We start from the raw sequence: 12,659 nt of genomic DNA on the forward strand, positions 1-12,659 counted from the left end.
ATGACTACCCAGGCTGTTTCTGGTCGCCGCTATTTCACAAAGGCATGGCTGATGGAACAAAAATCGCTGATTGCCCTGCTGGTGCTGATCGCGATTGTCTCGACCATGAGCCCGAACTTTTTTACCGTCAATAACCTGTTCAATATTCTTCAGCAGACCTCCGTCAACGCCATTATGGCGGTGGGGATGACGCTGGTGATTTTGACTTCGGGTATCGATCTGTCCGTCGGTTCCCTGCTGGCCCTCACTGGTGCTATCGCCGCGTCGATTGTCGGCATTGAAGTTAACGCGCTGGTGGCTGTTGCCGCTGCGCTGGCAGCTGGGGCGGCAATTGGTGCCGTAACCGGCGTGATTGTGGCGAAAGGCCGCGTTCAGGCGTTCATCGCCACGCTGGTAATGATGCTGCTGCTGCGCGGGGTGACCATGGTCTACACCAACGGCAGCCCGGTTAATACCGGTTTTACCGATAACGCCGATCTGTTTGGCTGGTTCGGTATCGGTCGCCCGCTGGGTGTCCCGACCCCGGTCTGGATCATGGCTATCGTCTTCCTGGCGGCGTGGTACATGCTGCACCACACCCGTCTGGGCCGTTATATCTATGCGCTTGGCGGTAACGAAGCGGCAACGCGTCTGTCCGGTATCAGCGTTAATAAAGTCAAAATTATCGTTTACTCCTTGTGCGGCCTGCTGGCGTCTCTGGCGGGCATCATTGAAGTGGCGCGTCTCTCTTCCGCACAGCCAACGGCGGGTACGGGCTATGAGCTGGATGCCATCGCGGCAGTGGTTCTGGGCGGTACGAGCCTGGCGGGGGGTAAAGGTCGTATTGTTGGGACATTGATCGGCGCACTGATCCTCGGTTTCCTGAATAATGGTTTGAATTTGTTAGGTGTTTCCTCCTATTACCAGATGATCGTTAAGGCAGTGGTGATTTTGCTGGCGGTACTGGTAGACAACAAAAAACAGTAACTGACGACACTACAGGACATCTTAGATATGAACATGAAAAAACTGGCTACCCTGGTTTCTGCTGTCGCGCTGAGCGCAACCGTAAGTGCTAACGCCATGGCGAAGGACACCATCGCGCTGGTTGTCTCAACCCTGAACAACCCGTTCTTTGTCTCCCTGAAGGATGGTGCGCAGAAAGAAGCAGACAAACTGGGCTACAACCTGGTGGTGCTGGATTCACAGAACAACCCGGCGAAAGAGCTGGCGAACGTGCAGGACCTGACCGTTCGTGGTACTAAAATTCTGCTGATCAACCCAACGGATTCCGACGCCGTAGGTAACGCCGTGAAGATGGCAAACCAGGCGAAGATCCCGGTAATCACCCTGGACCGTCAGGCAACGAAAGGGGATGTGGTCAGCCACATTGCGTCTGATAACGTCCTGGGCGGTAAAATCGCTGGTGACTACATCTCGAAGAAAGCCGGTGAAGGCGCGAAAGTGATCGAATTGCAGGGTATCGCCGGGACTTCCGCGGCCCGTGAACGTGGTGAAGGCTTCCAGCAGGCTGTAGCGGCGCACAAATTCAACGTGCTGGCGAGCCAGCCGGCAGACTTCGACCGTACAAAGGGTCTGAACGTTATGCAGAACCTGCTGACCGCGCATCCTGATGTGCAGGCGGTATTTGCCCAGAACGATGAAATGGCGCTCGGTGCGCTGCGTGCCCTCCAGACTGCGGGTAAATCAGATGTGATGGTTGTCGGATTTGACGGCACGCCGGATGGTGAAAAAGCAGTAAATGATGGCAAACTGGCTGCGACCATCGCTCAGTTGCCTGAGCAGATTGGCGCGACTGGCGTGCAAACTGCCGATAAAGTGCTGAAGGGCGAAAAAGTTCAGGCCAAATATCCTGTTGACCTGAAACTGGTCATTAAGCAGTAAAGGCGATTCAGGCAGTCGCTGGCTGCCTGAGGGACACCAAATAAAAGAAAAGTGTGGCATACGCCACCGGGTAATACCGGTGGCGCTCTCAGATGGACACCTCAATACATGAAAACCGCAGGCAACCTCGTCGTCCTTGGCAGTATCAATGCCGATCACATTCTTAACCTTGAAACGTTCCCCACTCCGGGCGAAACCGTCACTGGCAATCAGTATCAGGTGGCGTTCGGCGGCAAGGGCGCAAACCAGGCGGTAGCTGCCGGGCGCAGCGGGGCGAATATCGCGTTTATCGCCTGTACGGGTGATGACGATACCGGCGAGCGTGTACGCAAACAGCTGGCAAGCGACAACATCGTCATCGCGCCCGTCAGCGTGGTTGCCGGGGAATCAACCGGCGTGGCGCTGATTTTCGTCAATGCGGAAGGAGAGAATGTCATCGGTATTCATGCGGGGGCGAATGCTGCGTTAACGACTGAACGCGTCGAAGCACAACGCGGAATCATCGCCGGAGCGGAAGCCCTGCTGATGCAGCTGGAGTCACCGGTGGAAAGCGTGCTGGCCGCCGCGAAAATTGCGCATGAAAATCATACCTCTGTCGTACTTAACCCTGCGCCTGCCCGTGTATTATCAGACGAGCTGCTGGCGCTGGTGGATATCATCACCCCGAACGAAACCGAAGCGGAAAAGCTGACGGGTATCCGTGTCGAAAATGATGACGATGCAGCGCGTGCGGCGTTTGCACTGCATGAAAAAGGCATTGGCACCGTCATCATCACCCTCGGCAGCCGTGGGGTGTGGGCTAGCGTCAATGGCGAAGGCCGTCGCGTACCGGGCTTTAAGGTCAAAGCCATTGATACCATCGCCGCTGGAGACACCTTTAACGGTGCGCTGGTAACGGCGCTGCTGGAAGGAAAAGCAATGGATGACGCGATCCGCTTCGCGCATGCCGCCGCCGCGATTGCGGTGACGCGTAAAGGCGCTCAGCCTTCTGTTCCATGGCGTAAAGAGATTGATGAATTCTTAAGTCAGCAGGGGTAACGCTTGGCCACAATGAAAGATGTCGCCCGTATGGCGGGCGTTTCTACCTCGACTGTCTCCCACGTAATCAATAACGATCGCTTCGTCAGCGAGGCGATTCGGGAGAAAGTTGACGCTGCAATTAAAGAACTCAACTATGCGCCGTCTGCGCTGGCCCGCAGCCTGAAGCTTAACCAGACGCGCACCATCGGCATGCTGATCACGGCCAGTACCAACCCTTTTTATTCTGAACTGGTGCGCGGCGTGGAGCGCAGCTGCTTCGAGCGCGGCTACAGCCTGGTGCTGTGCAATACCGAAGGCGACGAGCAGCGCATGAATCGTAACCTGGAGACGCTGATGCAAAAACGCGTCGATGGGCTGCTGCTGCTCTGTACCGAAACGCATCAACCCTCGAAAGAGATCATTCAGCGCTACCCTTCTATTCCCACGGTCATGATGGACTGGGCGCCGTTCGACGGCACCAGCGATCTGATCCAGGATAACTCGCTGCTGGGCGGCGATATGGCGACTCAGCATCTGATCGATAAAGGTCATACCCGCATTGCCTGTATTACCGGCCCGCTGGACAAAACCCCGGCGCGCTTGCGTCTGGAAGGCTATCTTTCAGCAATGGAACGGGCGGGGCTTGCCATTCCTGATGGCTATCGCATCACCGGCGATTTTGAGTTTAACGGTGGATTTGAAGCAATGCAGAAACTGCTGGCGCAAGAGCCACGCCCGCAGGCGGTGTTTATCGGTAACGATGCGATGGCATTCGGCGCTTATCAGGCGCTGTATCAGGCGGGACTGCGTGTTCCGGACGACATGGCGATCGTCGGTTACGATGACATTGAACTTGCGCGCTACATGACGCCGCCGCTGACTACCATCCATCAGCCGAAAGATGAACTGGGTGAGCTGGCCATCGATGTGTTGATCCACCGGATGGCGCAGCCCACGCTGCAACAGCAACGTTTGCAGCTTACTCCTGTTCTGATGGAACGCGGTTCGGTTTAGCCTTCTCTTTATGACGCTCTTTAATCAGGTTCCGGCCGTCTTTTGGTTTTAACAACATAAAGACCACCGCCGATACCACGGTAAGCGCGCCCATGGTGATAAAGGTATAGTGGAACTGCTCAACGGTATTCGTACCGTCAAACCCTTCATAAAACCGCAGTACCGCTGCGCTCACGGCAACCCCGAGGCTGATCGACAGCTGTTGGGTGACCGCCAGTACGCTGTTACCGCTGCTGGCGTTTTCGTCGGTGAGGTCTGCAAGGGTGATGGTGTTCATTGACGTGAATTGCGTCGACATGGCCATCCCCAGTACAAACAGCGGCAGGATCAGCATCCAGATGGGTAACGCCGCAGATTGCAGGGAGAACTGTGCAATCATCAATCCGATAAAGACCGTCACGCCAACCAACGTCTTACGATAGCCAAACCAGCGCAGCACCTGCGTGACCGTCGATTTTGCCAGAATCGAGCCCATTGCCGTGGGGGCCATCATGCAGCCAGCAATCAGGGCCGGATAGCCGAAACCGACCTGGAGCATCAGCGGCATCAGGAACGGTACGCAGCCCGTGCCCAGACGCGAGGCAATATTGCCCGCGATCCCGACGGAAAACGTTCGGGTGTTAAACAGAGATAAAGAGATAAGCGGTGTCGGATGGCGACGCGCATGACGTATATATAGAAGGAACAGCAGAATACCGCTGAGGATGACGGCCAGCGCCAGCCATGTCGCTACGATTTTCTCGCCAAACAGCTCCATCCCGCTGGAGAACAGAACCAGGCTCAGGCCAAACAGGAAGAAGCCGCCCATATCGAAGCTGCGTCTTGGCGTGGTGAAGTTCGGCATATATTTGCGGGCATAAATCAGCCCTGCCACACCAATCGGAATATTAATCAGGAAGATCCAGTGCCAGCTTGCCCAGGTCACCAGTACGCCACCGAGAACCGGGCCAAGTATCGGGCCGACCAGCCCCGGCATCGTCACGAAGTTGAGTACCGGGAGCAGTTCGCTGCGCGGATAGGCGCGCAATAACGCCAGACGCGCGACGGGCATCATCATCGCGCCGCCTATTCCCTGTAGAACGCGGAAGACAACCAGTTCCGTCAGAGAGGTGGAGAGGGCGCAAGCCAGAGAACCGAGGGTGAACAGCGTCACCGCCAGCATGAACACTTTACGCGTACCGAAACGATCGGCCAGCCAGCCGCTGACCGGAATAAGCATCGCCACCGTCAGGGTATAACTGATGATGGCGGACTGCATCGCCAGCGGGGAGCGGTTAAGGCTTTGGGCTATTGCGGGAAGGGCGGTATTGAGGATAGTGGCATCCAGTGCCTGCATAAAGAACGCCATGGCTGCAATCCACGGCAATCCGGCCATACTGCGTGCTTTTTTCTCTGTCATTTATTTACCTGCTGGTGGGTTGGCGCGGCCAGCAACGCCTGGCACGCACTCAGGGCTCGCTGCCCGTCGCTCTCCTGGATGGCATCGACTATCGCCTGATGCAGATCCAGCTTCACCACCTCATCCTGTGTGATAGAGGTAAAGTAAGTGTGGTACACAGAATGGAATAAAGAAGCAAAGGAGGTCAGGAAAGGATTGGCGCTCATATTATAGATATGTTCATGCCAGGCCATATCGACCTCTATCCAGCGCTCGCGGTTAAAATGCTTTTTCAGATCCACCATCTCTTCCATAAGCGTATTGAGCTGCGCTTTTTGCTCTGCCGTACCGAGCGTGGCGGCAAGCAGGCAGGCCTGAGGCTCAAGACTGCTGCGCATAACCAGAAAGTGATCGACGACCTGATTAAAGTTATCTTCGGTCATCCACCAGGTGAGTAACTCCTGATCGAGAAAGTTCCAGTTTCCCTGAGGCATAACGCGGGTGCCAATGCGCGGACGTGGAAGCACCATTCCTTTCGCCGTTAATGTTTTTACCGCTTCGCGAACGGCGGTCCGGCTTACGCCAAACTGCTCGCCCAGTTCCATCTCGCTGGGCAGGATGCTACCTGGCGCATATTTACCCGCTAAGATCAGCTGCGCCAGTTTCTCTGCCAGCACATACGACAGGTTTTTTTGGGCTGCCAGCTGTTGTGCGCTTAATGGCATCGCTTTTATTCCTTAAATAGTGATGCGGCTAATTATGCCATCTCAGGTGTGATTGTGGTTGCAGATACATCAAATAGAACAATTTGTAGCTTGATCTCATCGCTTTTGGTGAAAAAAAACACGGTCAGAAACTTTTTTTAAATTTCCTCTTGTCACTTCAGAAGAACTCCCTATAATGCGCCTCCACTGACACGGAACAACGGCACGCAAGCCGCCGGGTCAGCAGAGAAAAGCAAAATAAACGCTTGACTCTGAAGCGGGAAAGCGTAATATGCACACCCCGCGCCGCAGCGAAAACGAAGCGGCACTGCTCTTTAACAATTTATCAGACAATCTGTGTGGGCACTCAAAGTGACATGGATTCTTAATGTCCTCGGACACTAAATGAATACCAAGTCTCAACGAGTGAACACGTAATTCATTACGAAGTTTAATTCATTGAGCATCAAACTTTTAAATTGAAGAGTTTGATCATGGCTCAGATTGAACGCTGGCGGCAGGCCTAACACATGCAAGTCGAACGGTAACAGGAAGCAGCTTGCTGCTTCGCTGACGAGTGGCGGACGGGTGAGTAATGTCTGGGAAACTGCCTGATGGAGGGGGATAACTACTGGAAACGGTAGCTAATACCGCATAACGTCGCAAGACCAAAGAGGGGGACCTTCGGGCCTCTTGCCATCGGATGTGCCCAGATGGGATTAGCTAGTAGGTGGGGTAACGGCTCACCTAGGCGACGATCCCTAGCTGGTCTGAGAGGATGACCAGCCACACTGGAACTGAGACACGGTCCAGACTCCTACGGGAGGCAGCAGTGGGGAATATTGCACAATGGGCGCAAGCCTGATGCAGCCATGCCGCGTGTATGAAGAAGGCCTTCGGGTTGTAAAGTACTTTCAGCGGGGAGGAAGGTGTTGAGGTTAATAACCTCAGCAATTGACGTTACCCGCAGAAGAAGCACCGGCTAACTCCGTGCCAGCAGCCGCGGTAATACGGAGGGTGCAAGCGTTAATCGGAATTACTGGGCGTAAAGCGCACGCAGGCGGTCTGTCAAGTCGGATGTGAAATCCCCGGGCTCAACCTGGGAACTGCATTCGAAACTGGCAGGCTAGAGTCTTGTAGAGGGGGGTAGAATTCCAGGTGTAGCGGTGAAATGCGTAGAGATCTGGAGGAATACCGGTGGCGAAGGCGGCCCCCTGGACAAAGACTGACGCTCAGGTGCGAAAGCGTGGGGAGCAAACAGGATTAGATACCCTGGTAGTCCACGCCGTAAACGATGTCGACTTGGAGGTTGTGCCCTTGAGGCGTGGCTTCCGGAGCTAACGCGTTAAGTCGACCGCCTGGGGAGTACGGCCGCAAGGTTAAAACTCAAATGAATTGACGGGGGCCCGCACAAGCGGTGGAGCATGTGGTTTAATTCGATGCAACGCGAAGAACCTTACCTACTCTTGACATCCAGAGAACTTTCCAGAGATGGATTGGTGCCTTCGGGAACTCTGAGACAGGTGCTGCATGGCTGTCGTCAGCTCGTGTTGTGAAATGTTGGGTTAAGTCCCGCAACGAGCGCAACCCTTATCCTTTGTTGCCAGCGGTTAGGCCGGGAACTCAAAGGAGACTGCCAGTGATAAACTGGAGGAAGGTGGGGATGACGTCAAGTCATCATGGCCCTTACGAGTAGGGCTACACACGTGCTACAATGGCGCATACAAAGAGAAGCGACCTCGCGAGAGCAAGCGGACCTCATAAAGTGCGTCGTAGTCCGGATTGGAGTCTGCAACTCGACTCCATGAAGTCGGAATCGCTAGTAATCGTGGATCAGAATGCCACGGTGAATACGTTCCCGGGCCTTGTACACACCGCCCGTCACACCATGGGAGTGGGTTGCAAAAGAAGTAGGTAGCTTAACCTTCGGGAGGGCGCTTACCACTTTGTGATTCATGACTGGGGTGAAGTCGTAACAAGGTAACCGTAGGGGAACCTGCGGTTGGATCACCTCCTTACCTTAAAGAACCTGCCTTTGTAGTGCTCACACAGATTGTCTGATGAAAAGTAAATAGCAAGGCGTCTTGCGATTGAGACTTATACGTCCCCTTCGTCTAGAGGCCCAGGACACCGCCCTTTCACGGCGGTAACAGGGGTTCGAATCCCCTAGGGGACGCCACTTGCTGGTTCGTGAGTGAAAGTCACCTGCCGTCATATCTCAAAACTGACTTGCGAGTCATGTTTGAGATATTTGCTCTTTAAAAATCTGGATCAAGCTGAAAATTGAAACGACACATCTTTAATGGTGTGTTCGAGTCTCTCAAATTTTCGCAATCAGAAGTGAAACATCTTCGGGTTGTGAGGTTAAGCGACTAAGCGTACACGGTGGATGCCCTGGCAGTCAGAGGCGATGAAGGACGTGCTAATCTGCGAAAAGCGCCGGCGAGGTGATATGAACCTTTGACCCGGCGATGTCCGAATGGGGAAACCCAGTGTGTTTCGACACACTATCGTTAACTGAATACATAGGTTAACGAGGCGAACCGGGGGAACTGAAACATCTAAGTACCCCGAGGAAAAGAAATCAACCGAGATTCCCCCAGTAGCGGCGAGCGAACGGGGAGCAGCCCGGAGTCTGAATCAGCGTGTGTGTTAGTGGAACGGTCTGGAAAGTCCGACGGTACAGGGTGATAGTCCCGTACACGAAAATGCACATGCTGTGAACTCGAAGAGTAGGGCGGGACACGTGGTATCCTGTCTGAATATGGGGGGACCATCCTCCAAGGCTAAATACTCCTGACTGACCGATAGTGAACCAGTACCGTGAGGGAAAGGCGAAAAGAACCCCGGCGAGGGGAGTGAAAAAGAACCTGAAACCGTGTACGTACAAGCAGTGGGAGCCTCTTTATGGGGTGACTGCGTACCTTTTGTATAATGGGTCAGCGACTTATATTCTGTAGCAAGGTTAACCGTATAGGGGAGCCGAAGGGAAACCGAGTCTTAACTGGGCGTTAAGTTGCAGGGTATAGACCCGAAACCCGGTGATCTAGCCATGGGCAGGTTGAAGGTTGGGTAACACTAACTGGAGGACCGAACCGACTAATGTTGAAAAATTAGCGGATGACCTGTGGCTGGGGGTGAAAGGCCAATCAAACCGGGAGATAGCTGGTTCTCCCCGAAAGCTATTTAGGTAGCGCCTCGTGAACTCATCTTCGGGGGTAGAGCACTGTTTCGGCTAGGGGGCCATCCCGGCTTACCAACCCGATGCAAACTACGAATACCGAAGAATGTTATCACGGGAGACACACGGCGGGTGCTAACGTCCGTCGTGAAGAGGGAAACAACCCAGACCGCCAGCTAAGGTCCCAAAGTCATGGTTAAGTGGGAAACGATGTGGGAAGGCACAGACAGCCAGGATGTTGGCTTAGAAGCAGCCATCATTTAAAGAAAGCGTAATAGCTCACTGGTCGAGTCGGCCTGCGCGGAAGATGTAACGGGGCTAAACCATGCACCGAAGCTGCGGCAGCGACGCTATGCGTTGTTGGGTAGGGGAGCGTTCTGTAAGCCGTTGAAGGTGTGCTGTGAGGCATGCTGGAGGTATCAGAAGTGCGAATGCTGACATAAGTAACGATAAAGCGGGTGAAAAGCCCGCTCGCCGGAAGACCAAGGGTTCCTGTCCAACGTTAATCGGGGCAGGGTGAGTCGACCCCTAAGGCGAGGCCGAAAGGCGTAGTCGATGGGAAACAGGTTAATATTCCTGTACTTGGTGTTACTGCGAAGGGGGGACGGAGAAGGCTATGTCAGCCGGGCGACGGTTGTCCCGGTTTAAGCATGTAGGCGGAGGTTCCAGGTAAATCCGGTACCTTATTAACGCTGAGGTGTGATGACGAGGCACTACGGTGCTGAAGTGATAAATGCCCTGCTTCCAGGAAAAGCCTCTAAGCATCAGGTAACACGAAATCGTACCCCAAACCGACACAGGTGGTCAGGTAGAGAATACCAAGGCGCTTGAGAGAACTCGGGTGAAGGAACTAGGCAAAATGGTGCCGTAACTTCGGGAGAAGGCACGCTGATATGTAGGTGAAGCCCCTGCGGGCGGAGCTGAAATCAGTCGAAGATACCAGCTGGCTGCAACTGTTTATTAAAAACACAGCACTGTGCAAACACGAAAGTGGACGTATACGGTGTGACGCCTGCCCGGTGCCGGAAGGTTAATTGATGGGGTTAGCGGCAACGCGAAGCTCTTGATCGAAGCCCCGGTAAACGGCGGCCGTAACTATAACGGTCCTAAGGTAGCGAAATTCCTTGTCGGGTAAGTTCCGACCTGCACGAATGGCGTAATGATGGCCAGGCTGTCTCCACCCGAGACTCAGTGAAATTGAACTCGCTGTGAAGATGCAGTGTACCCGCGGCAAGACGGAAAGACCCCGTGAACCTTTACTATAGCTTGACACTGAACACTGGTCCTTGATGTGTAGGATAGGTGGGAGGCTTTGAAGCGTGGACGCCAGTCTGCGTGGAGCCGCCCTTGAAATACCACCCTTTAATGGCTGGTGTTCTAACGTAGACCCGTAATCCGGGTTGCGGACAGTGTCTGGTGGGTAGTTTGACTGGGGCGGTCTCCTCCCAAAGAGTAACGGAGGAGCACGAAGGTTGGCTAATCCTGGTCGGACATCAGGAGGTTAGTGCAATGGCATAAGCCAGCTTGACTGCGAGCGTGACGGCGCGAGCAGGTGCGAAAGCAGGTCATAGTGATCCGGTGGTTCTGAATGGAAGGGCCATCGCTCAACGGATAAAAGGTACTCCGGGGATAACAGGCTGATACCGCCCAAGAGTTCATATCGACGGCGGTGTTTGGCACCTCGATGTCGGCTCATCACATCCTGGGGCTGAAGTAGGTCCCAAGGGTATGGCTGTTCGCCATTTAAAGTGGTACGCGAGCTGGGTTTAGAACGTCGTGAGACAGTTCGGTCCCTATCTGCCGTGGGCGCTGGAGAATTGAGGGGGGCTGCTCCTAGTACGAGAGGACCGGAGTGGACGCATCACTGGTGTTCGGGTTGTCATGCCAATGGCACTGCCCGGTAGCTAAATGCGGAAGAGATAAGTGCTGAAAGCATCTAAGCACGAAACTTGCCCCGAGATGAGTTCTCCCTGAGACTTTAAGTCTCCTGAAGGAACGTTGAAGACGACGACGTTGATAGGTCGGGTGTGTAAGCGCAGCGATGCGTTGAGCTAACCGATACTAATGAACCGTGAGGCTTAACCTTACAACGCCGAAGATGTTTTGGCGAAGAGACAGACAATCAAATTTCAGCCTGATACAGATTAACAGAATTTGCCTGGCGGCTTTAGCGCGGTGGTCCCACCTGACCCCATGCCGAACTCAGAAGTGAAACGCCGTAGCGCCGATGGTAGTGTGGGGTCTCCCCATGTGAGAGTAGGGAACTGCCAGGCATCAAACAAGTGAAGAGGCCATCCGGAAGGATGGCCTTTTTGCGTTTTTGTACCCCTGAATTTTGCAGGCCGGGTAAGGCGAAGCCGCCACCCGGCGAGTCACTGCATACTCCACGTCACAATAAACTCTGCAATGCCCTCCACGTCATTCAAATTCAGTACCGGTACTTCCAGCGTCAACGCAATGTCACTGGCCACGGCAATCACATGTTCATCCAGCGTTAATTCACTTACGTCATGCCCGGCATCGCTTCTGAACAGCAGGATCTTCGCAACAGCTTCATGCTTAAATCCCTCAACCAGTACCAGATCCAGCGTGGAGTGATCCATCCGGCTGACAAGGTAAGCGAGATCCAGCGGTGCTTCATCCGGTGTTTCGGTCATTAACGCCCAGCGCTGGTTACTCGCCACCATCGTTTGTGCAGCGCCAGCCTTACGCAGCTCATAGCTATCTTTCCCGGGCTTATCGACATCCATGTTATGGTGCGTATGCTTAATCAATCCGGGACGAATACCTTTGACGCAAAGCGCAGGTATCAATTTTTTTAGCAGCGTAGTCTTCCCGGTGCCACTCCAGGCAGAGATCGCTAAAACGGGTATCATTTCTTCACCTGCATCATCTTTAAATCTTCCGTGGTGTTCACATTCACAAATGCTGATTTCATGTCGCTGAAATCAACGGAATGACCTCCTGACTGGCGCATAAAAACCATTACGCGTCGCTCCCCTGCGGCCAGGTAATCTTCCAGTACGGGTATTAACGAGCGATTCATCAATGCGATAGTCGGATGGTCGCGTTCACCGTCGTGTACCCAGACGACGGGAGCACCATCGCGCCGCTGAACCAGACGTTCTACCAGACAGGACGGGATGAAGGGCGTATCACATGAACAAAAGAGAAACCACTCCCCGTGCGACTGCTGCATAACGGAAAGCATTCCCGCCAGCGGGCCAGGGTAGTCCACCAGGTTATCCTGATAAACCGGATACCCGCTGCGCTGATAAATATCAATATGCCGGTTAGCGCTGATCGCCATCGACGACACCTGATTTGCCAGCGTATCAGCAACATGCTGCCACAAGGGGGTATTGTTCAGGAGCTGAAGACCCTTATCCTTTCCGCCCATTCGCGTTGCCCTGCCCCCGGCCAGAACGACCCCGATGATTTCCTGGCATTGATTCACGAATATCGCCTCTTTTATTGT

General features: G+C 54.1%; 8 protein-coding genes, 1 tRNA gene and 3 rRNA genes. 8 read left to right on the plus strand and 4 right to left on the minus strand.

Annotated elements, in window-relative coordinates:
• The 4 genes from rbsC to rbsR all read left to right on the plus strand — a co-directional run bounded on the left by rbsC (window position 1) and on the right by rbsR (window position 3,918).
• The gene (gene rbsC, locus BH712_RS14755) at window positions 1-966 is read left to right on the plus strand and encodes a ribose ABC transporter permease (protein WP_006808742.1); all 966 of its coding nucleotides are present in this window, start codon (window positions 1-3) and stop codon (window positions 964-966) included.
• Window positions 967-993: 27 nt separating this feature from the next.
• Complete coding sequence (gene rbsB / locus BH712_RS14760; protein ID WP_006808741.1) at window positions 994-1,884, plus strand: ribose ABC transporter substrate-binding protein RbsB; 891 nt, start codon at window positions 994-996, stop codon at window positions 1,882-1,884.
• Window positions 1,885-1,992: 108 nt separating this feature from the next.
• A complete protein-coding gene (gene rbsK, locus BH712_RS14765) occupies window positions 1,993-2,922 on the plus strand; it encodes a ribokinase (RefSeq protein ID WP_006808740.1) in 930 nt (309 codons plus the stop codon).
• A gap of 3 nt (window positions 2,923-2,925) precedes the next feature.
• The gene (gene rbsR, locus BH712_RS14770; RefSeq protein WP_003862402.1) at window positions 2,926-3,918 is read left to right on the plus strand and encodes a ribose operon transcriptional repressor RbsR; all 993 of its coding nucleotides are present in this window, start codon (window positions 2,926-2,928) and stop codon (window positions 3,916-3,918) included.
• Here the strand turns inward: rbsR and mdtD are convergent.
• A complete protein-coding gene (gene mdtD / locus BH712_RS14775) occupies window positions 3,884-5,317 on the minus strand; it encodes a multidrug transporter subunit MdtD (RefSeq protein ID WP_006808738.1) in 1,434 nt (477 codons plus the stop codon). The genes rbsR and mdtD overlap by 35 nt on opposite strands.
• The gene (locus tag BH712_RS14780; RefSeq protein WP_006808737.1) at window positions 5,314-6,021 is read right to left on the minus strand and encodes a FadR/GntR family transcriptional regulator; all 708 of its coding nucleotides are present in this window, start codon (window positions 6,019-6,021) and stop codon (window positions 5,314-5,316) included. Before BH712_RS14780 ends, mdtD begins: the two co-directional genes overlap by 4 nt.
• Before the next feature lie 455 nt (window positions 6,022-6,476).
• On the opposite strand from BH712_RS14780, the gene BH712_RS14790 reads away from it, so the two are divergent.
• The 4 genes from BH712_RS14790 (at window position 6,477) to rrf (ending at window position 11,454) form a co-directional block, all read left to right on the plus strand.
• Window positions 6,477-8,018: ribosomal RNA gene (locus BH712_RS14790) — 16S ribosomal RNA — on the plus strand.
• An 85-nt stretch (window positions 8,019-8,103) separates the two neighbouring features.
• Window positions 8,104-8,179: transfer RNA gene (locus BH712_RS14795), tRNA-Glu, on the plus strand.
• A gap of 183 nt (window positions 8,180-8,362) precedes the next feature.
• Window positions 8,363-11,267, plus strand: a 23S ribosomal RNA gene (locus BH712_RS14800).
• Between the two features lie 71 nt (window positions 11,268-11,338).
• Window positions 11,339-11,454 (plus strand): 5S ribosomal RNA (gene rrf, locus BH712_RS14805).
• Together the 16S, 23S and 5S rRNA genes with 1 tRNA gene alongside form the textbook arrangement of a ribosomal RNA operon.
• Window positions 11,455-11,553: 99 nt before the next feature.
• Here rrf and mobB read toward each other — a convergent pair.
• On the minus strand, window positions 11,554-12,057 hold the full coding sequence (gene mobB / locus BH712_RS14810) for a molybdopterin-guanine dinucleotide biosynthesis protein MobB (protein ID WP_006808736.1): 504 nt from the start codon (window positions 12,055-12,057) through the stop codon (window positions 11,554-11,556).
• Window positions 12,054-12,638 (minus strand): molybdenum cofactor guanylyltransferase MobA, encoded by a 585-nt coding sequence (mobA, locus tag BH712_RS14815; protein WP_006808735.1) that lies wholly within the window; start codon window positions 12,636-12,638, stop codon window positions 12,054-12,056. Before mobA ends, mobB begins: the two co-directional genes overlap by 4 nt.
• Window positions 12,639-12,659: the final 21 nt, after the last annotated feature.

The organism is Enterobacter hormaechei ATCC 49162 (assembly GCF_001875655.1).
GTDB lineage: Bacteria > Pseudomonadota > Gammaproteobacteria > Enterobacterales > Enterobacteriaceae > Enterobacter > Enterobacter hormaechei.

Coding starts and splice junctions, on each gene's coding strand:
- rbsK (WP_006808740.1), top strand. CDS start 1,993: ATGAAAACCGCAGGCAACCTCGTCGTCCTTGGCAGTATCAATGCCGAT.
- BH712_RS14780 (WP_006808737.1), bottom strand. CDS start 6,021: ATGCCATTAAGCGCACAACAGCTGGCAGCCCAAAAAAACCTGTCGTAT.
- rbsC (WP_006808742.1), top strand. CDS start 1: ATGACTACCCAGGCTGTTTCTGGTCGCCGCTATTTCACAAAGGCATGG.
- rbsB (WP_006808741.1), top strand. CDS start 994: ATGAACATGAAAAAACTGGCTACCCTGGTTTCTGCTGTCGCGCTGAGC.
- mobB (WP_006808736.1), bottom strand. CDS start 12,057: ATGATACCCGTTTTAGCGATCTCTGCCTGGAGTGGCACCGGGAAGACT.
- mdtD (WP_006808738.1), bottom strand. CDS start 5,317: ATGACAGAGAAAAAAGCACGCAGTATGGCCGGATTGCCGTGGATTGCA.